This window comes from Nocardiopsis sp. SBT366 (genome assembly GCF_001083815.1).
Lineage (GTDB): Bacteria > Actinomycetota > Actinomycetes > Streptosporangiales > Streptosporangiaceae > Nocardiopsis > Nocardiopsis prasina.
In genome coordinates, this window is sequence record NZ_LAVM01000026.1 from 1 (window position 1) to 24,119 (window position 24,119).

Sequence of the window (24,119 nt, forward strand, 5' to 3'; positions counted from 1 at the left end):
CCGCCACCGCCACCGACGCCCCGGACGGGCTGGCCGCGGCCCTGGGCGCCGACCACGGTCCACCGGGGTTCGGCGCCCAGGGCCGCGGCCAGCCCGTCCGGGGCGTCGGTGGCGGTGGCGGGGCGGGCGGGGAAGTCCATCCAGAGCCTGCCGTCCCGGTTCTGGACGGTGAGGACCCCGCTACGGGTGCTGAAGCGGATCGGACCCCGCTCTCCGAGTTCGGTGAGGGCGTGGGCGGTGGCCAGGGTGGCGTGCCCGCACAGGTCGATCTCGGTGACCGGGGTGAACCAGCGCAGTTCGAAGTCCGCGTCGGGGTCGTCGATCCGGCGCGCGAAGGCGGTCTCGGAGAGGTTGAACTCGGCGGCGATCCCCTGTGCCCACGCGTCGGGGTAGGTGTCGTCCAGCACGAGGACGGCGGCGGGGTTCCCCGAGAGGGGCTGGTCGGTGAAGGCGTCGATGACGCGGTACTCGGGCATGGGTCCATTCTCCCAAGTGGATCCGGTCCACCAAGGGCCAACGGAGAGTGAAGTGGCCCCCGTCCCGACTACTGGAGGTGGGGTTCGTCCAGGATGAACATGGTCTGGGTGCTCTTCACCTCGGGCAGGCGCTGGAGCCGTTCCAGGACGAAGGTGCGCAGGGCGGCGGCGTCGGCGACCCGGACGAGGAGCAGGAGGTCGACGTCACCGGAGACCAGGGCGGCGTGGTCGACCTCGGGGATGTCGCGCAGGTAGCCCCGGAACCTCTCCCAGGAGTGCTGTTCGATCCGCACGGAGACGTAGGCGGACAGCGCCGTGCCGTACTTCTCGGGGTCGATGACGGCGGTGAATCCCCTGATCACACCTTCGTCGCGCAGGCGTTCGAGGCGGGAGTAGGCGTTGGCCCGGGAGATGTGCGCGCTCTCGGCGACGGCACGGATCGACATGCGGCCGTCGTCGCGCAGGAGCGCGATGATCCGGCGGTCGGTGTCGTCCAGCTGCACGGCCACTTGTCTTACCTCATACCGTCCGCGTCGTGGACACATCAGATGATTTGTGGTGGAGGGCGTCCTACCGAGCAGTTCGTCCAGCATCCGCCCGGGAGCATCGACAATATGGGGTGATTCGCCTCATATTCAAGACATGAAGCACACCGATGATCGGTTCCGTCCGGTTCCTCCAAAGGACTGAGCACCCGAGGGACCGGCCCCATCGGGACCCGCTCCACGCTGACCACCGTGGCGGGCCCACGGGAAGACTCCGCACCCGCGGGCGGCGACGACGCCGCCGAACAACGCGGGTTCGGGCGTCGCCCCGGTGGGTCCCGGCGCGAGTGAGGGCACGCGGCCCACGCGCCGCCGTGTCCACGGGTCGGGTGGGTCCTCCGCGTCAACGGCGACCGGAGGCCCGCCGACCCGACCACCGTGCGGGGCGGTCCCCGCACCGGCCGACCGACCGCGTGGGGCGCCCGCGACTGCTGCCGGATGGGCACTGACCCCTCGGACCCGGCAGGCGCACACAGCACAGGGGCCGCGATCGACGATCGCGGCCCCTGGCCTACCCACACCCCCGGGCCTTGCGCCCTGCGGGAGTCTCATTGTTTCCCCCCGCCAGGAGGAACACCTGGCCTAGCGGACTCCCGAGGTCACGGATGACCGGGGTGGGTCCGGGGGTTGTCGCGGAACTGCCGGGACTAGCGCCCGAGCAGCTTGTCGAACAGCGTGGCGATGCCGTGACGACCGTTGCTCTCAGCCATCAGACCCTTGTCGCCCTCGTCCTCGGCACCGGCGTGGGCACCGGAGGGACGGCGGGTCCAGGCGAAGAACAGCGCGATGAGGATCGCGGGGATGATCGCCAGGCTCAGCAGACCGGCGGCGGTGGGAGTGCCCTCGGCGCCCGTCAGCCCGAAGCCGGTCAGGTCGTTGGCCGCGGTCTCGGCGGTCACGCCGGTGTCCTCGTCCTCCTGCTCGGCTGCGGCGGGAGCCTCGTCCTGCTGCTCCTCCTCCTTGGCGGTCTCCTCGGCGGCCTCGTCGGAGGTGTCCTCCTTGGCGGCCTGCTCCTCAGCCTGCTCTTCCTCGGCCGTCTCCTCCTCGGGGAGGTATTCGGCGGGGACGTCGGAGACCGCGTTCTCGCACTTGTTGCCGGACTGGTTGAACGGGTGGGGAGCACCCTCGGTCCCGTTACCGTCGCCCCACTCGGTGATGAAGTACTCGACCTCAGCGTGGCCGTTGCCACCGCTGACGACGAGGGAGTCCTTGTCGAAGCTCTCGCCCATCATGTCGGCGAAGGTCTCGCCGTCGATGTCCAGGAGAACGTCGCAGTTCTCCGAGGGGATACCGGGACCACGGTCACCGATGAAGAACTCGTACTCTTCACCCTCGTAGACGATGAATCCCTCGGTGCCCAGCGGCCAGCTGGGGCTGGAGAACAGCCCCTTCTGCATGGGTTCACCACCGGCGGGCATCCCGGTGTCTCCGTTGATGCCGGAACCGTCGTCCCAGAAATAGGTCGCGGTGACTTCGCCGTACTGAATGGGAGTGTCGTTGCTCATGAAGTGATAGCCAGGTTGACGACAGAAGCCGAGAAGACCGGGCCATGACGTGTCGGGGCACGCGGACGCAGAGGTCCGTGTTCCGGACGGGTGTCGTGTCATGGCACGCCCCGCGTCGCTGGCGGCGAGTGGCGGGGTGGGAACGGGGGGCCGGATCGGCTCCGCCGGACAGCTGCGCGTGGATTCGCACTGCTCGTTCCCGAGAGAGATGAAGAGGTCTCGATTCCCTTTCGGCTCGCTGGCCGGTCAAGGGCTCGGCACCGGATCGCTAAAGGTCCATAACGAACCGGTCACGAAGGACACTAACCCAGGGTTTGGCAAAGTGCCGAAGGATCGCGGGTAAAATGACGCGGCGTGTTTCGCTGAACACGCAACGACGTCACCCACTGAGAACTCGCAGGTCACGGGATTGCCCTGACAGCAGGGGTTCGCGGGCCCGATCGGGGACGACGGGCGGGCCCACGAGTGGCCCTCGTCATAAACCAGAACGAACGCGTTCGGGTCGGTTCAGAACCCCCCGAAAGGCTACGGACAAGCCGAAAGGTCACGAAGGACCGGGCGATGACGGCGCGGGCCGGTGGGCGTCGGGGGCGGGAGACCTGGGGCACACCGGGGCAAAGGCCACGTCATCCGGGCACTGGAGAGGGTCACAGGAACGCGTCCAAGGGCCGGTGAGCACAAAGAACTCCCCGGCGGGTTGCCCCACCGGGGAGTACGCATCAGGTCAGGTGACCTGTGACCTGCGGTTGAATCGCTCGGCGCGCCACTCCCCCGACTCCACAACCTCCACCAGCGCGGTTGCGGCGTCGTGGACGTCCACGTAGCGCAGGTAGAGCGGGGTGAACCCGAAGCGCATGACGTCGGGGGCGCGGAAGTCCCCGATCACACCGCGCTCGATCAGCGCCTGGACGATCGGGTACCCGGCCCCCTCCTCCGGCTGGACAAGGGAGACCTGGCTACCGCGCCGGACGTGCTCGGCCGGGGTGATCGACGCCAGCCCCACCGAGGCGGCCCTGGCCAGGAAGAGGTCGGTCATCGCCAGGCTCTTGGCCCGGACCTGGGCGAGGTCGGCCTTGGCCCACACGTCCAGGCCCGCTTCCAGGGCGGCGTCGGCCACCAGGGGCTGCGAACCGCTGAGGAAGCGTGAGACCCCCGGGGCCGGTTCGTAGTCGGGGGCGAAGTCGAACGGCCGCGCATGGCCGTGCCATCCGCTGAGCGGCTGGTCGGAGGCGGCGTGGTGGCGGCGGGCCGCGTACAGGAACGCGGGGGCGCCCGGACCGGCGTTGAGGTACTTGTACGTGCACCCCACCGCGAAGTCCACGTCGTTCCCGGAGAGGTCGATGGGCACAGCGCCCACGCTGTGGCACAGGTCCCAGATCACCAGCGCGCCGTGTTCGTGCGCGAGGCGGGTGATCCCGGCCATGTCCCGCAGCACCCCGCTGCGGTAGTCCACGTGGCTCAGCAGCAGGACCGCCACGTCACCGCGCGCCAGGGCCTCGGCCAGCTCCGGGCCGTCGGGGTCCACGCGACGCTGCTCCGCACCGGCCAGGCCGACCGCGCCCTCGGTGACGTACAGGTCGGTCGGGAAGTTGCCCGCCTCGCCCAGCACCACCGTGCGGTCGGACAGACGCAGGGCCGCGACCAGGGTCTTGAAGAGGTTGGCGGAGGCACCGTCACCGACGACCACCTCGTCGTCGGCCGCACCGACCAGCGGGGCGACCTTGGCGCCCAGGGTGCGCGGCTTGTCCCACCAGCCCGCGTCGTTCCAGCTGCGGATGAGGTTCTGGCCCCACTCCCGCTCGATCATGTCGGCGACCCGGGCGGGGGTGGAGCGGGGCAGTGCGCCCAGCGAGTTGCCGTCGAGGTAGATCACCCCCTCGGGGAGGACGAACTCCTCGCGGAGGGGGGCGAGGGGGTCGGCCGCGTCCAGCGCGGCGCACTCCTCACGGGTGGTGGGCGTCATCGGGGTCCTGCTTCCTTGCCGGGGCTGGGTGGAGGCCGTGGTGGACTCGGGCCGGTCCGTCTCCGCGGACCGACAGGGGTGTCCTGGTCTAGATGGTGCTACGCAGGGACCACAGTTCCGGGAAGACGTCCTTCTCGGCGTTGCGGGCCAGCCAGTTCAGCCCGTTGGAGCCGCCGCTGCCGGGCTTGCCGCCCATCGTGCGCTTGACCGCGACGAGGTGGAGCTGACGCCAGCGTGTCACCCGCTCGGCGACGTCGACCAGCGCCTCGGCCAACAGGTACAGGTCGTTCCCGGGACGGTCATCGGCGTAGACCTCGATCCAGGCGGCCTCGACCTCGGCGCAGGGCTCGTAGTCCTCGGTCCAGTCCCGCTCGGCGCAGGCGTCCGGGACGGGGAGTCCCCGCCGGTGCAGCAGGCGCAGGGCGGCGTCGTACAGGCTGGGGCGCTCGATCAGGGCGGTGAGGTCGTCGACGACCCCGCTCATGGCCTTGTGCGGGCGGATCATGGCGGCGGACTTGTGACCGAGGAGGAACTCCAGCTTGCGGTAGCTGTAGGACTGGAAGCCGGAGGCCTCCCCGAAGGAGTCACGGAAGCGGTTGAACTGGGTGGGCGTCATGTCGCCGAACAGGCCCCAGGTGCTGTTGAGCACGTCCTGGGCGTTGCAGGCGCTGCGCAGCCAGGCGACGGTACCGGGCACGTCGTCGACCTCCAGGGCCTCCCGGGCCGCCTCCCAGCGCTCCTGGACGAGCGAGAACAGGAGCTCCATCACCTGGGTTCCGATGATGAAGGCCGACTCGGCGGGCTCCTTGGTGCGCGGGTTCTGGAGGCTCAGCAGGGTGTCGATCCCCGCGTAGTCGACGTAGGGGGTGTTCTTCTCGAAGCTCAGGGTCGGCTTGCCCCCGTTGCTCTCCGCCCTGCTGGCGCGGGCCTCCGCCGCGCCGACGTCCTCCGTCGGGGCGTAGGGACACTGGGCGGACGTGGTGGAGAGCATCGGGTGTACCCCTCGTGTACTGCATGGTCGTGTACGTGAACTCACATACTGGGACAATTGACCGCGAGAAGGAATGGACACCGATGACACAAGTCGGGCATTGACCTAGCATTCGTAACAGGAATCCGACATCAGCCTTGGGAACGCAAAGTATGGCCTCACGACTCGAAACTCCGCTGGACAGCGTTGACCAGCGCATCCTCGGCGAGCTCCAGCGGGACGGGAGGTTGTCCTTCAACGAGCTGTCCCGGCGGGTGAACCTCTCGGCGCCCGCCGTGGCCGACCGGGTACGGCGGCTCACCGACCGCGGGGTGATCACCGGCTACCACGCCCATGTGGACCCGGCCGCCGCCGGCCTCCCGGTCACCGCGCTGGTGCGCATGGAGTGCTTTGGCGCGCACTGTCTGCTGCGCGAGCGGTCCTCCCTGGAGCTGCCGGAGATCCTCCAGGTACACCGGGTCACCGGCGACGCCTGCTGCGTGCTGCTCATCGCGGTGCGCTCCATGGAGCACTTCGAGGAGGTCATCGACCAGCTCGCCGTGCACGGCCGTCCCTCCAGCACCATGATCCTGTCCAGCCCGGTGCCCTGGCGCCCGGTCACCGCCCCGCAGACGCGTTGAGAGCCGCGGACCCCGTCCCGTCGCTTCCCGTCTAGAGTTGACCGGTGAGTGTTCTGATCGACAGTCCCGTCTGGCCGGGCCCCCGTGGCTGGCGCTTCGCCCACCTGGTGAGCGACAGCTCCTTCGAGGAGTTGCACGCCTTCGCGAGCGAACTGGGGGTCGCGCCGCGCGCCTTCGAGCGGGACCACTACGACGTGCCCGAACACCTGCACGCCCGGGCACTGGAACTGGGCGCCGAGCGGGTCAGCGGCCGCGAACTGGTCACCCGTCTGCGCGCGGCGGGGCTGCGCCGCCCCAAGCACGCCGGGACGGGGCAGGCTCCGCCGAAGGCTCACGGCTGAGCCGGTCCACCTCGGCGAGCATGTTGGACCGGGCGCGGGGCTCCCAGTGCGCCCGACCGAACCGCGTGTGGAACAGGTGCGGGGCCTCCAGCAGCGAACGCAGGACCCGCAGCCGCCCCGCCCGGAACACCTTGTCGGAGTGGCGCCGGTACTCCGCCCGGACCGCGGAGGTGTAGGCCAGGTACTTCTCCGGCGCTCCGCCCAGGATCGACAGGTCGGCGTCGCAGAGGACCGCGCCGTCGGCGTCCCCCGGCGCGGGCCGGTGGTCCTTGGTGAGGCCCACCAGCCGCACCACCTCGGCGATCAGTGCCGGGTCCTTTCCCAGGAGCGTGAGCAGGCGCTCGGCCAGGGCTGCGCTCTCGTCCTCGTCCTGTCCGGGGTCGCCCTCGTGGACGGCGTCGTGGAACCAGACCGCGTAGCGCACGGTGTCGACGTCGCGGGCCTCCTCCTGGAGCACGTCCACGGCGCGCAGGGTCGCCCACAGGTGGGAGAGGGTGTGGTAGCGGCGGTGTTCCTCGCTCCAGCGGTCCAGGAGCTCGTCCCCCACCGCCCGGGCCTCGCAGTCCCCGCCCGTGAGGTGGCGCCAGGAGGCGGCCAGGAGGACGGCGTCCTCCTCCCGCAGGGGGTGGTGACGGTCCGTCCGGTCCTCGGAACTCTCCATGTGGCCAGTCTTCCCGTCCGGGCTCGGGCCCAAAAGGTCGGCGCGGGGTCAGCGCGTGGAGCCCTCGACCAGCCCGGCCTCGTGGGCGAGGATGGCCGCCTGCACCCTGTTCCTCATACCCAGACGGTTGAGGATGGCGCTCACGTAGCTCTTGACCGTGCCCTCGACGAGGAAGAGGCGTTCGGCGATGTCGGCGTTGGACAGTCCGGCCCCGACCAGGGTGAGCACGTCCCGTTCACGGTCGGTGAGGGCGGACAGGCGTTCGGCCGCCGCGGCCTCCTTCGCCGCCCTTCCTCCGCCGAACCGATCGATCACCTGTCGGGCCACCCTGGGGGACAGGTAGGCGCCCCCGTCCGCGACCGCGTGCACCCCGGCGATGAGTTCACGGGGGTCCCCCGCCTTGAGCAGGAACCCGCTGGCCCCGTCTCCGAGCGCCTGTGAGATGTAGGCGTCCTCCCCGAAGGTCGTGAGGATGACCACCCTCGTACCGGGGGCCACCCGAAGGATCTCGGCGCAGGCCGCGAGCCCGTCCATACGCGGCATGCGGATGTCCAGCAACACCACGTCGGGGCGGTGGGAGAGCACCAGCTCCACCGCCTCCCGGCCGTCGGCGGCCTCCGCGACCACCTCGACGCCCGGATCGCTCTGCACGATGGCGCGCACGCCCGCGCGGATCATCGCCTCGTCGTCGGCGAGCAGCACTCTGATCACAGCCGTGTCCCCCTCTTCGGTCTCGGTCGTTCGGGAAGCATCGCGCAGCGGCCTCATCGCTTCGCCAGCCTCTCCTTGGCGGTGAGCACCCCGTCCTCGAAGCACAACTGGTAGAAGTCCACGTCCTCGTCGAACATCCCCGCCGTGCCGCGGTACTGATCGCAGCCGGGGTCGGCGGAGTCGAACTCCGCCAGTTGCGACTCGGAGACCCGCAGCGGGCGCTCGGGGAGCACGTCGAGTTCGTCGCGGTGATCGCCCACCGCGATCGCCGCGAAGTCCTCCGGCGGCAGGGTGCTGGCCGCGAGGATCTCCGCGAGGACGTAGTAGACGGTCGCGACCACGAGCAGGACCACGACCACCGGAGCGGCCACCAGGGCCAGGGTCCACGGCTGGACCCGGCGGCGGGCCGCTCTGTGGAGCCGGTCGATCGCCTCGTCGGCGTGCTCGGCGGTGTCGGTCACCTCGGCGCCGTCCAGCGGCATGGTGGCCCGCACCCGCCAGCCGCCTTCGTGGGGACCGGCGGTCAGGGCTCCGCGCGTCAGCCGGACCCGCTCCGCCATCCCGGTGAGCCCGTGTCCACCGCCCGCGCCCGGCACCTGGCCCCGCTCACTCGACTCACGGTTGGTGACACGTACCTCCAGCCGGGTGTCGTCGGCGGTCGTCCTCACTTCGACGGGGGCGCCGGGCGCGTACTTGGTGGCGTTGGTCAGGGACTCCTGCACGACACGGTGGACGGCGCGATCCACCATCGGCGGAAGCGCGTCGAGACGCCCCTCGCTGATCAGCGTGACCTCCACTCCCGAGTCACGGGCCCGTTCCACCAGGGCCGGCACGCCCTCGTCGGCGGGCGCGGTGGGGGCGGGTTCGGTACCGGTGTCAGGACGCAGGACCCCGATGATCTCGCGCAGGTTGGCGGTGGCCTCGACGGCACCCGCGCGCAGCCGGGCGATCTCCTCCCGATGGTGCTCGGCCAGGTCCGGCGCGACCTCCAGGGCTCCGGCCCGCAGGGCGAGCAGGCTGAGATCGTGGCCCAGGGAGTCGTGCATGTCCTGGGCGATCCGCGCGCGTTCGCGCAGTCTGGCGCGGTCGGCGGTCAGCCGCTGTCCGAGTTCCAGCTGGCGCGCGTGCTCCCAGCCCGCCTGTCCCAGCTCCCGGTGCTGGCGACGGTGGACGCCCGCCAACCAGGGCAGCGCCGTGAAGAACACCAGGGTGATCCCGGAGCTCAGCCACAGCCCTGGGGTCTCGCCCACCAAACGGAGCACGACCAGCGCGACGGCCAGGCTCAGGACGGCGAAGAGCGCCACGGCGACCCAGGTCCTCCTCGACCGCCGACCGGCCAGGTAGGCCACGCACACCAGGACGACCACGAAGGCCTGGGACCACAGACACACGAACACGGCCGCGCACGGCGCCAGGAGGGGGTGGGTGCGGCTGAGCACGAGGACCACCCCGGCCAGGGCCACCAGGTGGAGGGCGGTCAGGGTCGGTTCGTATCCGGCGACGGCGAAGGCATGGGCCTCGGCCAGCAGGACCAGGGACGCCCCGAGCCACAGCAACAGGTCCCGCACGACGGCGCCCCGGGTGGGCCATCCCGGGCCGGGCTCCAGGCCCCGAAGCGGGCCCGGGACCCGGCGCGGTTCCGGGGAGGGTTCGGTGAAGTCCATGGTGGCGAACCTACACAGCCGCACCGGTCACGGGTCACCCACGAAAGTCAGGGTTCGTCCGCCACCTGGATGAGTCCACCTATCATGGGATGGTTTGCGGCCGAGGGCGACGGCGCGGCACCACGAGACAGAACGAGGCTGAATGTCACCCCTGGAGACCCTGCGGCGGATGCACCGGATCGCCGGTTGGCCCCTGCTGCTCGCCACCTTCCTGGCCCGGCTCCCCGTGTCCATGACCCTGATCGGGCTCCTCACCCTGGTCACCGTCACCACCGGCAGCGTCGCCGCCGCAGGACTGGTCTCCGGGGCGTTCGCGCTCGGTGAGGCGATCGGCGGGCCCGTCATCGCGCGTTTCGCGGACCGTCACGGGCAGCGCTTCCCCGTCCTGGTCACGGCGATCGTGGACGCCGCCCTCATCGTCGCCCTGGTCGCCGCCATCGCCGCCGACGTCCCGCTGCCCGCCATGGTCGCGCTGGCCGCGATCGGTGGTCTGTGCATGCCTCAGGTGGGCCCGATGGCCCGCACCCGGTGGGTGGTGCTCATCCGCAAGGGACCCGATCGCGGCCTGGAACGCGAGCGCTCGGTCTCCGCCGTGATGTCCGTGGAGGGCGTCCTGGACGAGGCCGCCTTCGTCCTGGGCCCCGCGCTGGTCGGTGTCCTCACCCTGACCCTGTCCCCCACCGCGAGCGTGCTCGGCGCGGCCGTCCTGATCGGTGTGTTCGGCACCGTGTTCGCCCTGCACCCCTCGGCCCCGCCCGGGGCGGCCCCGGTGCTCGGCGCCGAGGGCCGCATCACACGGCCCGCGCTGCTGCTCCTCGCCGTGCCGATGTTCTGCCAGGGTCTGTTCTTCGGCGGCATGTCCACGGGTGTGACCGCCTTCGCGGACAACGCCGGGCACGGCGACCTGTCCGGGCTGATGTACGCGGTGATGGGCTCCAGCAGCGCCCTCGCGGGGCTGATGATGGCTTCCCTGCCGGTGGGCTTCACGCTCACCGCGCGGGTGCGGGTGGCGGCGGGCGCTCTGGCACTGCTCACCCTGCCCCTGTACCTGGACCACGGTCCGGCGACCCTGGCGGTCGCCATCCTCGTGCTGGGCGTCGCGATCGGTCCGCACCTGGTGAGCCTGTTCGGTCTGATCGAGCGGTCCGCCCCTCCGAGCCGCCTCTCACAGTCGATGGCGATCATCCTGAGCAGCCTGATCCTGGGCCAGGCCCTGGGGTCCATGGTCTCGGGGTCACTCGCCGACTCCTTCGGCCACCAGGGGGCGTTCGCACTGGCGACGGCGGGCGGACTGGTCTCCTTCGCGGTGACGACGATGGTGCTGCGCGCCCGTTGGTACGAGCGGTCGCGCGCCGCGGACGGCCTCACCGATCCCGGCCCGGAGCTGCCCGTGACCAAGGACACGGTGCTCAACTCGGGGGTCTGAGCTGCTGCGACTCCGCGGCCTTCCGGGACCCGGCCCGGCTCCGTCTCCCGTTACAGGGACCGGTGGCCGGGCCCGTGACTACTCGCTCAGGACGGTCCTCAGGCGGATGTCGCGCTCACCGATCTCGTCCACCGCAGAACGCGGAAGGCGGTCGTCGGTGATGATCAGGTCGAACTCCTCCAGCTGGGCCACCCGGAAGGTGCCGAACTTGCCGTACTTGGTGCTGTCCACCACCAGAACGCTCTTGGAGGCGATACGCAGCAGCTCCTGCTTGGCGATCACCTTGGCCTCCGACGGGGTGGTCGATCCGCGCTCGGCGTCCCAGGAACTGCTCGCGATGAACGCGAGGTCGACGTTGACCTGCCGCAGGAAGTCGGCGGTGAACTGGCCCACCGAGGAGTGGTCGGAGTGCGACACCACGCCCCCGGTGTGGATCAGTTCGATCCCCGGGTACTCCATCAGGTGGCCGACGACGTTGAAGTCGCTGGTGATGACGGTCAGCCCCACCTTGTCGGTGAGCAGCGGCACCATCTGGAGGGTGGTGGTGCCCGCGTCCAGGTAGATGGTGAAGTTCTCGCGCACCAGTTCGGCGGCGGCGCGCGCGACGGCCCGCTTCGCCGGTACCTCCAGCTGGGCCTTGGCCAGGTAGGAGGGCTCGCTCTTGAGCCGCGCCGCCAACCGCACGCCGCCGGTGACCGACAGGACCTTGCCGTCGTTCTCCAGGGCCTGGATGTCGCGACGCACGGTCATGTGGGACACGGACAGCATCGACGTGAGCTCGTTGATACTCAGCACGTGGCGCTCCTGGAGAAGCTTCAGGATGTGCTCTCGCCGCTGGTCCGGGATCATCGTTCGCCTCACACTCGGGGGCCTGGCGGGTGCCGTTCGGATACGACACCCCTTATCGAAGTTTCCCAGGTAGCCGTACCCAGGCGGTGCCCCCACGACGTGAGACCGCTCGCAATCGCCGCGCGATCGGCCCCCACGCTCCGCGCCGCCCGCAGACTCCGGGACGCCTTGGTGGGCGTTTTTCCTGTTTGCACCACGTGACCGCGGTCTCTTTGCCACTCTTGACTGCATGACGTTGTCCATCGCTCTACGCGGAGACACCGCACGATTCCCGGGTAACACGCTCCCGGCGCTGCGCTCGGCGCTGCGCGCCGGAGCCGACCTGGTCAAGATCGACGTCCACCTGTCCGCGGACGGGTACCCGGTCCTGGTGGACGAACGTGTCGTGACCCTCCCGGGTTCCCCGCCGCGTCAGGTCGCCGACCTGACCCTGGCCGAACTGGCCGCCGCCCGCGACGACGTGGAGCGGCGCGTGCCCACTCTCATGGAGGTCATCGCCGAGTTCGGCGGCGGGGCCACCGCGCCGTTGCTGGTCGACGCCGCCTCTCCGCAGGCGGCGCTGGCCGCGGACGCCGTCCTGCGCGAACACGGGTTCGGCGACCAGGCGCTGTTCACCGGACCGTTGGAGACGCTCAAGGCGCTGCGCGCCCGCAGTCCCGGCGCCCGCGTGATGCTCGCCTGGGACCAGCCGGGGCCGCCACCGGAGGAGATGGCGCGCGCGCTGCGCCCCACGTTCCTGGGGATGCACTACTCCCTGGTGGACCGGGACCGGGTGACCGACCTCCACCGGCACGGTTTCGGGGTGGTGGCCTGGACCGTGAACGAGTTCCACGAGATGGCCAGACTCATGGGAATGGGCGTGGACGCGCTCGCCACCGATCGCGTGGACGACCTCGTTTCCCTGACCTCCGGCCGTGCCCAGGAAACGGCGCAGGGGGCGCCGTGAACAACGGCGCGGGCGGCAGGGAAAGGAGCGGCGGCGCATCCGGAAGCGGACCCGTAAAACACCGGAGCGGACCTTGTACCGTTCCCTCGGTTCACGGGACCACCTGGGAGAACATGACAAACATCCCTCAGCGGGTATCGGCGGGAACACCAACAACACGCGCACCGTGAATGCCGCGTTCGCCGGTGAATTCCTCGGTTCCACACTATGTGCGGACCGGTCACGGATATCCTTGACTCCCCTTACGTCCGTGGTGCACCGACCGATGAGAAAACGACGAATGACGGCCGATCTCCCCCCGAACGCACTTCACACGACGGCACCCGTCCTGGACTGCGCGGCCCGGCTGTTCGCCGAGCACGGTTCACGCGGGATCTCCATGTCCGACCTGACCCGGCGCATCGCCAGCGAGACGCGCACGGACGCGGCCTGCCTCAGACGTGCCTTCCCCACCAGGTTCGACCTGTCCTACGCCGTGGTCTTACGCGCGACCCGCGAACGCGTCAGCGGCCAACTGGCCGCTGACGCGCCCGGGAGACCACCCACCGAACGCATGTCCGGCCTGGTCCGCAGGCACGTGGACTCCGGGTGGCGGCACCGGTCCGCCATAGCCCTGAGCCAGGAGTTGCTGCCCACCCTGCGCGCCATCCATCCCGCCCGGCACCGGGAGATCAGCTCCCTGCTCAGGACCTACCGCGAGCACGTCCGCGAGATCATCGTCGCGGGAGTGAGCGCGGACCAGTTCCGGATACGGGACACGGGCCGGGCCACCGACAGCGTCCTTGAGACCTTCGACTCGATCCAGCACTGGTACGAGCCCGAGGCCGGGCTCAGCCTCAACGATCTGGGCGGCGTGTACGTCGACCTGGTGATCCACCACCACCTGCGCTGCCCGCGCTGACCGCGACGACTCAGCCGCCCACCAGTTCGTAGAGGTCCACCGACTCCGCGACGGCCCGCAGCCCGGCGTCGTTGGGGTGCAGGTGGTCGCCGGAGTCGAACTCGGGGCGTATCCGCTCCGGAACGGCCGGGTCCCGCAGCACCGCGTCGAAGTCCCACACCCCGGCGAAGACCGAGCCCGGGTCGCCCGCCTCCGCCCGCAGGTGGCCGTTGACCCGCTGGCGCCCCTCCTCCACGTGCGGGGTGCACCGGGATCCCCCCGCGCACGGCGCGAGGGTGGCCACGAACACCCGCACCCCGTGCTCCTCGGCGGTCCTGGCCAGCCGTCCCAGCCCCGCGATCACCACGTCCGGTGAGGCACCCCAGCGCAGGTCGTTGATCCCCGCGAAAACCACCACCGCCTCCACCCCGTTCTGCGCGAACACGTCGCGCTGGGCCCGGTGCAGCATGCTCACACCGCTGGCGTAGGTGGAAACGCCCTCCCCGGGATAACCGTCCGAGGTGATCCGGTTTCCCGCGACACCGAGGTTGAGCACTCCCAGGGTGGGCAGGTCGGCGCTCTCGTGGAGCCGGGCGCCGAGCACGTCCGGCCAGCGCGCGTGACCGTCCCGGCTGGAGCGCAGTCCGTCGGTGATGGAGTCGCCATAGGTCACCACTGCGCCGGGCCCGTCCGTCACCTCGATCCCCGTGAGGAAGGGCCAGTGGTCCACGAGCCCGGTGTAGGGCTCCCCGGTGCGGTCCAGGGTCTGGTCACCGCTGCCGGGGACGCTGGTGTAGTTGGTGTCGACCGACGCGTAGTGGATGGGGGCGGCGGTCACCCGCTCGGGCAGGTGCACACTGACCAGCAGTTCGGTCTGAGGTGGAAGCAGGACGTCGACGGGGTCGGTGACGAGTCGTCCCCCGGCGGGGATGACCGCGCCGGGCGCCCCGTCGAAGGTCAGCGGGACCGCCGCGCCGTGCGTGGCGGCGCCCTCGCCGCGCAGTGCGACCGAGACCGCTCCCAGGGCGACCGGTCGGGAGGCGAAGGTGTTGTCGAACCGCAGGCGCACCTTGTGTCCGCCGGTGGTGGTGCGCACGGTCAGTCGCAGAGTCTGGTCCTCCCATGGGCCGACCGACGTGTACCCGGACGCCGCGCGCGCCCAGGTCCCGGTCCAGGCCTGTGTGGGCGGGCGCCCGCCCAGGGAGAAGACGTGCAGGCTGGCGTCCTCGTCGGCGACGGTGGGCAGGACGACGTGGTCGACCTCGCGGCCCTGGTCGATCGGCACCGAACGGGCGTACAGGCGCACGGAGCCGATGGCGTCCTGCCCGAAACCCGTGGCCGAGTTGGCGTAGGGCAGTGACAGGACGGCGTCACCGGCCGGTCCCGCGGCCCAGTCGGGAACCGAGAGCGGGAAGTCCTGGGTGGTTCCGTCCGCGTAGACCACACGGCCGTTGCCGCGCACGTCGGCGCCGGTGCCGTCCGTGCGGGTGCCGGTGGCCAGGAAGGTGAGGGACTCCCAGGGGGCGGGTTCGGCGGACAGGGTCACTGACTGGCCGTCGGAGGTCACGTGGTCGGGACGGCCCGGCCCGTAGGCGGGGAGTTCGAGCGGCGTGTCCAGGAGGACCACCTCTCCCCCGGGGTTCCAGCCGGCCGCCGTCAGGGTGCGCGCGGAGAGGCTGTTGCCGGCGCCGTCGAGGTCTCCGGAGCCCACGGTGCCGTCCTGGGAGACACCGGTGCGGTCGAGGAGCTGTGCGAGCGGAACAGCGACGGACTCCTCCGGGTCGTCCGCGGACTGCATGGCGACGTCGCGGGAGACGCTGGCGTTGATGGCGACCAGCAACAGCGCCACCACGGCGACGACGGAGACCACCCTCAGGACGTGGTCCCAGACCGTGGCTGGCCGGTCAGTGCCGTACCCCGTCGTTCTCCCCCCGTCCACCACACGCCTTCCTCACCGGTTCCGTCCGCTCACCTCAACCTCACGTGTTCGACGGTCCCCGCGGCGCGGTGGTTGCCGAGACGTGGGCCACGGTGCCCTCCGACCGGCGGCCAGTCTAGGGCGTATCGGACGGATCGGGGTTTCGGCCCGGCCGCGTCGGCCCGTGGTCCCCAACAGCACGGAACGTGGCGTTTCGTACTCGGCGCCCGGGGGCAAAGGCTCGTCAGGAGGTACCCCCCGTGGAGACCGGAACGATCGTCATCATCGTCGCGGCCGTGGTCGTCGTCATTGGAGGAGCCGCGATCGTCGCGTGGTTGGCGGTCCTCCCCGCCCTGCGCACACGGCGGCTCAGAGCGCGGTTCGGCCAGGAGTACGAGCAGGCCCTGGAGGCGCACGGCGGCAGGGCCGACGCCGAGCAGGACCTCGCCGACCGACTGAGCCAGCGCCGGGACACCGAGCTGCGTTCACCCACCGAGGCGGAGCGCGCGGCCCACGCGCGCGCCTGGGCCGAGGTGCAACAGGGGTTCGTCGACGACCCGGTGGGGTCGGTCCGGGGAGCCCGAAGACTCACCGACACCATCATGCGGGACCTCGGATATCCCGACGGTCCCGTCTCCGAGGACGGCGTCCACGACGACGCGAGCTTCGAGCGGCGTGCCAGGGACCTGTCCGTGGACCATCCCGACGCGGTCGCCCGCTACCGCGCTGCCCGGGCCGCCGGGCATCTCGCGGAGGCCGACCAGACCGCCACCGAGAACCTGCGCGAGGCACTGATCGCCTACCGGGGGCTGGTGGAGGCCCTGCTCGGCGCCGAGACGACCAGAGGCGCACAGGTGGAGTAAGCACACGAGGGAGGTACACATGGCGGATCGCCCAGTACGGCCGAGGCACCGGCCGGGTGCGAAGCGGATCGACCCCGAACCCGTCGAGCCCTCCGCGTCGCCGGAGCGGCCGGAGACCCCCGAGGCTGCCGAGGTGGGAGTGCCCCGACAGAGCAGGCCCGCGAGGACCCCCGACCCCTCCCGGACCTGGCGGCCGCACCCCCGGGATCTGGTCCCCCGTGAGCTGCGTGAGCGCTGGGACGAGGCACAGGGCGAGTTCGTGGACGATCCGCCGGGATCGGTGCGCGCGGCGGACGCGTTGGCGTCGGAGGTGGCCGACGCCGTGATCGCCGAGATCGAGGCGCGTCGCACGGCCCTGCGCACCGCCTTGGAGAAGGCCGACGACGACACCGAGGCCCTGCGGCTGGCCCTGCGCGACTACCGCGCCTTCGTGCGCGGGCTGCTCGGCGACGACTGACCGGGGTGCGGGAAACGGGGCGCCGACGGTCCGACCGCGCCGTCGGCGCCCCGCCCCCGGACCCCGCCCCGGCTGGCGATGGCCCGACGAAGGGGCCTGTCGTCAATGCGAGACCGACGAGTGGTGAAATGAGCAGAACGCGGCACTGATGTCCGACTTTTGGTTTATGCGTGCCGTTTGGTGAGGCGCGCACCCGAGGGTCGCCGTCGTGCGCGGCGGTGGTTAGCGGGGGGCCAATACTTCAACACGCATTCGGCACGGCTGACCGGTTCGGGCCGTAGCCGTCCGAACACGGCCGGATAGGAAAGAAAGCGCCGCTGGCCTGTCAGTGCAGGCTGGCGGCGCTTTTCGTTTGTTCGGAAGGGGTAGGCCGGGCAGGACTCGAACCCGCGACCCAGGGATTATGAGTCCCCTGCTCTAACCAACTGAGCTACCGGCCCTCCGTCGTCAGCAAACGTCATCCTAACAGGATGCGTCCGACGTTTCCGCGCCCGAAATCCGTTGCTCCGCAAGGCTTGCCCGCACCTGTGACGACGCGCGAAGCGCTTGGGCGCACCTTGGTCGCGAACGTCATCGGGGGGCGGTCTAGGGTGTGATGGTGCGGCGCGCGCCTGGCCGTACCCCCTGGGCCCGGCTCCGGAGCCGCCTCGAACCCGTTGGTAACATCGCGGGTCGCACAACGTCGTCAGGAGAGTTCACGCATGTCCAACGCACCCGTCAACGTCACCGTCACCGGCGCCGCCGGTCAGATCGGCTACGCGCTGCTGTTCCGGATCGCCTCCGGCCAGCTGCTCGGCGCCGACACCCCGGTGAAGCTGCGCCTGCTGGAGATCCCGCAGGCCGTCAAGGCCGCCGAGGGCACGGCGATGGAGCTCGACGACTGCGCCTTCCCCCTGCTCCAGGGCATCGACATCTTCGACGACGCCACCAAGGCGTTCGAGGGTGCCAACGTCGGCCTTCTGGTCGGCGCCCGCCCGCGCGGCAAGGGCATGGAGCGCGGTGACCTGCTCCAGGCCAACGGCGGCATCTTCAAGCCCCAGGGCGAGGCGATCAACGCCGGCGCGGCCGACGACATCCGCGTCCTGGTGGTCGGCAACCCCGCCAACACCAACGCCCTCATCGCCCAGAGCCACGCCCCGGACGTCCCGGCCGAGCGCTTCACCGCGATGACGCGTCTGGACCACAACCGCGCGCTGACCCAGCTCGCCAAGAAGCTGAACGTGTCGATCAACGACATCAAGAAGCTCACGATCTGGGGCAACCACTCCGCCACCCAGTACCCGGACCTGTTCAACGCCGAGGTCAACGGCGCCAACGCCGCCAAGGCCGTCGGCGACCAGGACTGGCTGGAGAAGGACTTCATCCCGACCGTCGCCAAGCGCGGCGCCGCGATCATCGAGGCCCGTGGCGCCTCCTCGGCCGCCTCGGCCGCCAACGCCGCCATCGACCACGTGCACGACTGGGTGAACGGCACCCCCGAGGGCGACTGGACCTCCGCGGCCATCCCGTCCGACGGCTCCTACGGCGTCCCCGAGGGCCTCATCTCCTCCTTCCCCGTCACCTCGAAGAACGGCAAGTGGGAGATCGTGCAGGGCCTGGAGATCGACGAGTTCTCCCGCGGCCGTATCGACGCTTCGGTGCAGGAGCTCGTCGAGGAGCGCGACACCGTCAGGAAGCTCGGCCTCGTCTAGGGGACCGACGCGCCAGCACGGTCACGGGCACGTTCCCCCCCTGGGGGACGTGCCCGTCCGTGTTCCGGGCCTGGTGAGGGGACGAACACCCCGCCGTGTCCCGAAGGGGGTCGGGGAGCGGGCAGTATAGAGACCGTGAGTCTCATTGATGTGCTTCCGGCCGAACCAGAACCCGACTCCCTCTTCGAGGCGTTCGCTTTGTGGGCCGAGGAGCGGGGCCTCACCCTCTACTCGCACCAGGAGGAGGCCCTCATCGAGGTCGTCTCCGGGTCGAACGTCATCCTCAACACCCCCACCGGCTCGGGCAAGAGCATGGTCGCCACCGGCGCGCTGTTCGCGGCCCTGGCCCGGAACGAGTGCGCGTTCTACACCGCGCCCATCAAGGCGCTGGTGTCGGAGAAGTTCTTCGACCTGTGCAAGATCTTCGGCACCGAGAACGTCGGCATGATGACCGGTGACGCCAGCGTCAACGCCGACGCGCCCATCGTGTGCTGCACGGCGGAGGTCCTCGCCCAGATCGCCCTGGCCGAGGGCCGGGACGCCGACATCAACACCGTCGTCATGGACGAGTTCCACTTCTACGCCGAACCGGACCGCGGCTGGGCCTGGCAGGTGCCCCTGCTGGAGATGCCCCAGGCGCAGTTCCTGCTGATGTCGGCCACCCTGGGCGACGTCAGCCGGTTCGAGGAGGATCTGGAGAAGCGCACGGGCCGGTCGACCGCGGTGGTCACCTCCGCCGAGCGCCCCGTCCCCCTCTACTACGACTACCGGGCCACCCCGTTGCACGAGACCCTGGAGGAGCTCCTGGGCAACGGTGACGCTCCCGTGTACATCGTGCACTTCACCCAGGCACAGGCGATCGAGCGCGCACAGTCGTTGACCAGCATCAACATGTGCACCAAGGAGGAGAAGGGGCGGATCGCCGACGAGATCGGCAACTTCCGCTTCACCACCAAGTTCGGCCGCAACCTGTCCCGGTACGTGCGGCATGGAATCGGGGTACACCACGCGGGGATGCTGCCCAAGTACCGGCGCCTCGTGGAGCGGCTGGCCCAGGCGGGTCTGCTCAAGGTCATCTGCGGCACCGACACCCTCGGGGTGGGCGTCAACGTGCCCATCCGCACCGTGCTGTTCACCGCGCTGAGCAAGTACGACGGCGTGCGGGTGCGCAGGCTGCGCGCGCGGGAGTTCCACCAGATCGCCGGGCGCGCCGGGCGGGCGGGGTTCGACACGGTCGGCAACGTGGTCGCCCAGGCCCCCGAACACGTCATCGAGAACGAGAAGGCGCTGGCCAAGGCCGGCGACGACAGCAAGAAGCGGCGCAAGGTGGTGCGCAAGAAGGCCCCCGAGGGGTTCGTGTCCTGGGACGAGGCCACCTTCCGCAAGCTCATCGACGCCGACCCCGAGCCGCTGAACTCGCGTTTCCGGGTGAGCAACGCGATGCTGCTCAGCGTCATCGCGCGGCCGGGCAACTGCTTCACCGCCATGAAGCACCTGCTCACCGAGAACCACGACGACCGCAGGACGCAGCGGCGCCACATCCGCGAGGCGATCGCCATCTACCGCTCGCTGCTGGACGGCGGGATCGTGGAGACCCTGCCCGAACCGGACGACCAGGGCCGCACCGCCCGGCTCACGGTCGACCTCCAGGCCGACTTCGCGCTCAACCAGCCGCTGTCCACGTTCGCGCTGGCCGCCCTGGAGCTGCTGGACACCGAGTCGCCGACCTACCCGCTGGACGCGCTCACCGTGGTGGAGTCCACGTTGGACGACCCGCGTCAGATCCTGGGCGCCCAGCTCAACAAGGCCCGGGGCGAGGCCGTCCAGGAAATGAAGATGGACGGCATCGAGTACGACGAGCGCATGGAGCGGCTGGAGGAGATCGACTACCCCAAGCCGCTGGAGGAGCTCCTCGACCACGCGTACGAGGTCTACCGGCGCGGTCACCCGTGGGTGGGCGACCACCCGCTGCGGCCCAAGACCGTGGCCCGCGACATGTACGAGCGCGCGATGAACTTCGTGGAGTACGTGGGCCACTACGAGCTGGCCCGCTCCGAGGGTCTCGTGCTGCGGTACCTGGCCAGCGCCTACAAGGCCCTCAACCAGACGGTTCCCGACGACTCCAAGACCGAGGAACTGCGCGACCTCATCGAGTGGCTGGGCGAGCTGGTGCGCCAGGTGGATTCCAGCCTGCTGGACGAGTGGGAGCAGCTCACCAATCCCGAGGAGGAGGCCGAGGGCGAGGGTGCCGAGGCGGAGGAGAAGGTCCGGCCGGTCACCTCGAACGCCCGCGCCTTCCGGGTGCTGGTCCGCAACGAGATGTTCCGCCGCGTGGAGCTGGCCTCCCGGCGGCGCTACGGCGACCTCGGCAAGCTCTCCGAGGACGACGAGTGGAGCGGCGAGGAGTGGGCCGAGGCCGTGGAGGCGTACTACGCCGAGCACGACCAGATCGGCACCGGGCCGGACGCGCGCGGCCCGAAGATGCTCCTCATCGAGGAGGAGGACGACATGTGGCGGGTGCGGCAGATCCTCGCCGACCCCGCCGGGGACCACGACTGGGGTATCAGTGCGGAGGTGGACCTGGCGGCGTCCAACGCCGAGGGCCGCGCGGTGGTGCACGTGACGGACGTGAACCGGTTCTAGGCGGGTGGGGGCCTCCGGGCGGAGGTCCCCCTCAGCCGAGCAGGTGGGCGTTGACCTCGCGGACGCCCTGGGCGAGGTCGGGGCGCTCGACCACGGTGACCCCCGCGGCCGTCAGGCGCTCGGCACCGTCGCAGTCCACGAACAGCGCCGGTTCACGCCAGGCCAGGACGACCCGGCGCACGGGTGTGGCCAGGATCAGCGCGGTGCAGGAGCGCGGCCGCGAGGCTCGGGAGCTGCACGGTTCCAGGGACGAGTAGACGGTCGCCCCTGCCAGGCGCGGGTCCTCGGGATCGATTCCCCGCAGCGCCACCTCCTCGGCGTGGTCGTGCGGGTCGTCGCGCCGGGAGTACCCGGCGCCCAGTACCCGGCCGTCCTCGGCCACCACGACGGCCCCCACCGAGTAGGCGGTGGTGGAGGGCGGACAGGAGCGCGACAGCCGCACCGCCTCCGCCAGCCAGAACGCGTCGGCCGCCCCCTCCTCCGGCGCGGGTCCGCTGGTGGTAGCGGTCGGCTCCATCACCGCTCCCCGGGGTCGAGGACGTACCGCAGCACCGCGATGCCCCCGAGGGCGCGAGCCTCCACCAGGCGCATGGGCGCCTCGGGGGTGTAGGGGTAGGCGCCCGGCATGACGAAGCGCGGGGCGCCCTCCTCCCCCACCAGGAACGGGGCGACCGCGAGCCGGAGTTCGTCGGCCAGGCCCGAGGTGAGGAACAGGGTGTGGATGTGGCCGCCGCCCTCGACCAGCAGGCGGGAGACGCCCCGTGCGGCGAGGTCGTCCAGGATCGCCTCGGCGGTGGGCGGGTCACCCGCGTCCACGACCTCGGCGGGAGGGTCGGTGTCGGGGCGCCCGGCCAGGAGCCGGGTGGCGGTGGCCACCCCGGTACCGCCGGTGTAGACGACCGCCCCGGCGTCCCCGGTGGAGAACAGGCGCGCCCCGGGGTCCACCTCACCGCTTCGGGTGACCACGGCCTTGATCAGGTTCTCGGTCCGCCCCTGCTCGCGACGGCGCTCCCTCAGGGCCGGTGAGCGCACGAGGAGCCGGGGGTCGTCGGCCCGGAGGGTACCCGCGCCGACCAGGATGGCGTCGCACCCGGCGCGCAGTTCGTCGATCTCGGCGAAGTCGGCCTCGTTGGACAGCCGGAGGCGTTCGGGGCTGGTGTCGTCGATGCGTCCGTCGAGCGACATCGCGCAGCTCAGGATGGTGTGGGGACGGTCCATCCCACCAGGTTAACGGCGGCCGCGGACCCGGGATCCGAGGGAGCGCGCCCGCCTCGCGCCGAGCCCGCCATTTCCGACGCTCTCCTCCGGTGGGGCGGCGAATGGTTTAACGGTGCTTCGGTGGATTTCCGCAGGCAGTGGGTGCGTTTGGGAAATTGCCCACCGCCTTTCCAATAGTGGACCCGTCCGATTTCGGGGCCGAACCGTTCGGGACCGAGGACCCGGGTCCTTCGAAGGGAGGGCCTCGAGGCCGACCGGTGGGCCGCGGAGCCGCCCCAGGGACGGCGCGGGTCCCCGTGAAGCCCGAAGGGAGGGGGTCGGAGCGCCCCTCACCGCGTGGCAGACGTGCCCCGACGGGCACACCCCGGACCCCGTTCCTCGCAAAATGGACATTAGGTGTATAAACACAAGTCCACCCAAGCCCGCCTTAACGCATGGCGTCCGCACCTCCAAGGGAGAGCCCGGGCGACGATTTTTACCACCTGTATCCTGGACTCTGTTAACAACCGCGCCAACGCGGAATACAATCCTTTGACGCGACCCCGCGAGGGGTCATCCCAGATTCATGGGAGTCGACCGCACTTCCCCACCTCAGAGCAAGAGGACGGCGATGTCTCGTTTCACCTCCCCCGACTTCCTGAGGCAGGCGGGGGACAATCACGTCCGTGCCAAACCCCCGCCGCCCGTCAACCTGGCCAGGGCCAACATCAACCGGCTCCATTCCTTCCACCTCAAGGGCAAGGACCACTTCCAGGTGGACCGGGACCTGGCGGCCAGGGCCGAGAACACCGCGGCCGGGTTCGTCGACCTCGTCCTGGGGGAACGCGCCTTCCTCCAGCGGGCGGTGCGGCACCTCTCCGCCGAACTGGGCATCCGACAGTTCCTCCAGGTGGGCGCGGGCATGCCCACCTCGGGGGACCCGCACGAGATCGCCCACGAGAGCTTCCCCGACACCCGGGTCGTCTACGCCAGCCACGACCCCGTGGTGCTCGCCCACCACCTCGCGCTGATCCGTGACGGCCGCACCACCACCGCCGTGCGCGGCGGGTTGGAGGACGTCCCGGGCCTCCTGCGCGACCCGGAGACGAGCCTGCTCGACCTCGACCAGCCGGTCGGGCTCCTGCTCACCGGGGTCGTCTCACACCTGGGCGACCTCGACACCGCCGCACGCGGCATCGCGGAGCTGCGTGGGGCCCTGGCGCCCGGAAGCCACATGGTCCTCAGCCACTACTGTCGCCCGGACCCCGTCCGCCACCCCAAGGACGCGTTCCGGGCCGAGCAGCTCCAGCAGCTGTTCACCGACCAGCTGGGGCACGGGTACTGGCGCGCGGAACGCGACATCGCCGCGCTCTTCGACGGTTGGGAGTCCGTGCCCCCGGGCCTGCTCCAGGCCCAGAAGTGGCGTACCCTTCCGGTCGCTCCCCCCATCCCCGGGAGCTACCAGATGCCGCACCGCAACCGACAACTGATCATCGGCGGCATGGGACGCGTCTGAGCACGTCCACCCTCGTCCCCGCGTTGGAGCCCACGGGCCCGGCAGCGGGCGGGGGTCGCCCCCGCACACACGAAAAAGGCCCACCGGATCTCTCCGATGGGCCTTCCTCTCACGCTCCCGCGACTGGACTCGAACCAGTAACCTGCCGGTTAACAGCCGGCTGCTCTGCCGATTGAGCTACGCGGGATCGCGCCTCTTCCGGGGCCCTGCGGCCTCGGCGACAGCACTAATCCTAGCGCGTCCGCAAGGGTGCTCG

22 protein-coding genes and 2 tRNA genes are annotated in these 24,119 nt (G+C 70.6%); 10 read left to right on the forward strand and 14 right to left on the reverse strand.

The annotated features are described in order from the left end of the window. From ADX84_RS10205 to ADX84_RS10225, 5 genes are all read right to left on the reverse strand, one after another. On the reverse strand, positions 1-476 hold a 476-nt coding region (locus ADX84_RS10205), incomplete at its 3' end, for a PhzF family phenazine biosynthesis protein (RefSeq protein ID WP_049571198.1). Positions 477-544: 68 nt separating this feature from the next. After that, positions 545-985 carry an Lrp/AsnC family transcriptional regulator gene (locus tag ADX84_RS10210; protein ID WP_017546220.1) on the reverse strand — a complete coding sequence of 147 codons (441 nt, stop codon included), beginning with the start codon at positions 983-985 and terminating at the stop codon, positions 545-547. A 683-nt stretch (positions 986-1,668) separates the two neighbouring features. Beyond that, positions 1,669-2,526 (reverse strand): hypothetical protein, encoded by an 858-nt coding sequence (locus ADX84_RS10215; RefSeq protein WP_049571202.1) that lies wholly within the window; start codon positions 2,524-2,526, stop codon positions 1,669-1,671. A gap of 724 nt (positions 2,527-3,250) precedes the next feature. Then, positions 3,251-4,489 (reverse strand): kynureninase, encoded by a 1,239-nt coding sequence (gene kynU / locus ADX84_RS10220; protein WP_049571205.1) that lies wholly within the window; start codon positions 4,487-4,489, stop codon positions 3,251-3,253. An 88-nt stretch (positions 4,490-4,577) separates the two neighbouring features. Continuing rightward, a complete protein-coding gene (locus tag ADX84_RS10225) occupies positions 4,578-5,480 on the reverse strand; it encodes a tryptophan 2,3-dioxygenase (RefSeq protein WP_053107276.1) in 903 nt (300 codons plus the stop codon). Positions 5,481-5,632: 152 nt separating this feature from the next. Between ADX84_RS10225 and ADX84_RS10230 the strand changes: the two genes are divergently transcribed. Continuing rightward, positions 5,633-6,100, forward strand: a complete 468-nt coding sequence (locus ADX84_RS10230) for an Lrp/AsnC family transcriptional regulator (RefSeq protein ID WP_049571209.1) — start codon at positions 5,633-5,635, stop codon at positions 6,098-6,100. 44 nt (positions 6,101-6,144) lie between these two features. After that, on the forward strand, positions 6,145-6,441 hold the full coding sequence (locus ADX84_RS10235) for a DUF4031 domain-containing protein (RefSeq protein ID WP_049571211.1): 297 nt from the start codon (positions 6,145-6,147) through the stop codon (positions 6,439-6,441). Here ADX84_RS10235 and ADX84_RS10240 read toward each other — a convergent pair. Genes ADX84_RS10240 through ADX84_RS10250 form a run of 3 tightly spaced genes read right to left on the reverse strand, consistent with a single transcriptional unit; the run spans position 6,362 to position 9,477 of the window. Then, positions 6,362-7,102, reverse strand: coding sequence for a metal-dependent phosphohydrolase (locus ADX84_RS10240; protein WP_049571214.1), 741 nt, complete (start codon positions 7,100-7,102; stop codon positions 6,362-6,364). The two genes, ADX84_RS10235 and ADX84_RS10240, sit on opposite strands and share 80 nt — an antisense overlap. Before the next feature lie 48 nt (positions 7,103-7,150). After that, entirely contained in the window at positions 7,151-7,813 is a 663-nt protein-coding gene (locus tag ADX84_RS10245) for a response regulator transcription factor (protein ID WP_049571366.1), read from the reverse strand. A gap of 53 nt (positions 7,814-7,866) precedes the next feature. Further along, a complete protein-coding gene (locus ADX84_RS10250; protein WP_049571217.1) occupies positions 7,867-9,477 on the reverse strand; it encodes a sensor histidine kinase in 1,611 nt (536 codons plus the stop codon). Positions 9,478-9,619: 142 nt separating this feature from the next. Between ADX84_RS10250 and ADX84_RS10255 the strand changes: the two genes are divergently transcribed. Further along, the gene (locus ADX84_RS10255) at positions 9,620-10,903 is read left to right on the forward strand and encodes an MFS transporter (RefSeq protein ID WP_049571220.1); all 1,284 of its coding nucleotides are present in this window, start codon (positions 9,620-9,622) and stop codon (positions 10,901-10,903) included. A gap of 78 nt (positions 10,904-10,981) precedes the next feature. On the opposite strand, the gene ADX84_RS10260 is transcribed toward ADX84_RS10255, so the two are convergent. Next, entirely contained in the window at positions 10,982-11,752 is a 771-nt protein-coding gene (locus ADX84_RS10260; protein WP_049571222.1) for a DeoR/GlpR family DNA-binding transcription regulator, read from the reverse strand. A gap of 229 nt (positions 11,753-11,981) precedes the next feature. Between ADX84_RS10260 and ADX84_RS10265 the strand changes: the two genes are divergently transcribed. Beyond that, entirely contained in the window at positions 11,982-12,698 is a 717-nt protein-coding gene (locus ADX84_RS10265; protein ID WP_049571225.1) for a glycerophosphodiester phosphodiesterase, read from the forward strand. Positions 12,699-12,978: 280 nt separating this feature from the next. Beyond that, positions 12,979-13,599 carry a TetR family transcriptional regulator gene (locus tag ADX84_RS10270; protein WP_049571228.1) on the forward strand — a complete coding sequence of 207 codons (621 nt, stop codon included), beginning with the start codon at positions 12,979-12,981 and terminating at the stop codon, positions 13,597-13,599. Positions 13,600-13,609: 10 nt separating this feature from the next. Here ADX84_RS10270 and ADX84_RS10275 read toward each other — a convergent pair whose 3' ends face one another. Beyond that, positions 13,610-15,520 (reverse strand): GDSL-type esterase/lipase family protein, encoded by a 1,911-nt coding sequence (locus ADX84_RS10275; RefSeq protein ID WP_053107278.1) that lies wholly within the window; start codon positions 15,518-15,520, stop codon positions 13,610-13,612. Between the two features lie 236 nt (positions 15,521-15,756). Between ADX84_RS10275 and ADX84_RS10280 the strand changes: the two genes are divergently transcribed. Then, positions 15,757-16,359 (forward strand): hypothetical protein, encoded by a 603-nt coding sequence (locus ADX84_RS10280; protein WP_049571231.1) that lies wholly within the window; start codon positions 15,757-15,759, stop codon positions 16,357-16,359. A gap of 19 nt (positions 16,360-16,378) precedes the next feature. Continuing rightward, entirely contained in the window at positions 16,379-16,816 is a 438-nt protein-coding gene (locus ADX84_RS10285) for a hypothetical protein (protein ID WP_049571234.1), read from the forward strand. 366 nt (positions 16,817-17,182) lie between these two features. On the opposite strand, the gene ADX84_RS10290 is transcribed toward ADX84_RS10285, so the two are convergent. Continuing rightward, positions 17,183-17,256: transfer RNA gene (locus ADX84_RS10290), tRNA-Ile, on the reverse strand. Between the two features lie 261 nt (positions 17,257-17,517). On the opposite strand from ADX84_RS10290, the gene ADX84_RS10295 reads away from it, so the two are divergent. Together ADX84_RS10295 and ADX84_RS10300 are read left to right on the forward strand one after the other, a co-directional pair. Continuing rightward, complete coding sequence (locus ADX84_RS10295) at positions 17,518-18,507, forward strand: malate dehydrogenase (protein ID WP_049571237.1); 990 nt, start codon at positions 17,518-17,520, stop codon at positions 18,505-18,507. Between the two features lie 150 nt (positions 18,508-18,657). Continuing rightward, positions 18,658-21,150 carry an RNA helicase gene (locus tag ADX84_RS10300; protein WP_049571240.1) on the forward strand — a complete coding sequence of 831 codons (2,493 nt, stop codon included), beginning with the start codon at positions 18,658-18,660 and terminating at the stop codon, positions 21,148-21,150. Between the two features lie 31 nt (positions 21,151-21,181). Here the strand turns inward: ADX84_RS10300 and ADX84_RS10305 are convergent, their stop codons facing one another. Together ADX84_RS10305 and ADX84_RS10310 are read right to left on the reverse strand one after the other, a co-directional pair. Further along, positions 21,182-21,667 carry a dCMP deaminase gene (locus ADX84_RS10305; RefSeq protein ID WP_049571243.1) on the reverse strand — a complete coding sequence of 162 codons (486 nt, stop codon included), beginning with the start codon at positions 21,665-21,667 and terminating at the stop codon, positions 21,182-21,184. Further along, on the reverse strand, positions 21,667-22,368 hold the full coding sequence (locus tag ADX84_RS10310; protein ID WP_049571246.1) for a dihydrofolate reductase family protein: 702 nt from the start codon (positions 22,366-22,368) through the stop codon (positions 21,667-21,669). Before ADX84_RS10310 ends, ADX84_RS10305 begins: the two co-directional genes overlap by 1 nt. Before the next feature lie 610 nt (positions 22,369-22,978). Between ADX84_RS10310 and ADX84_RS10315 the strand changes: the two genes are divergently transcribed. Then, complete coding sequence (locus ADX84_RS10315) at positions 22,979-23,863, forward strand: SAM-dependent methyltransferase (RefSeq protein ID WP_049571248.1); 885 nt, start codon at positions 22,979-22,981, stop codon at positions 23,861-23,863. Positions 23,864-23,977: 114 nt separating this feature from the next. On the opposite strand, the gene ADX84_RS10320 is transcribed toward ADX84_RS10315, so the two are convergent. Next, positions 23,978-24,050, reverse strand: a tRNA-Asn gene (locus ADX84_RS10320). Positions 24,051-24,119 lie beyond the last annotated feature (69 nt).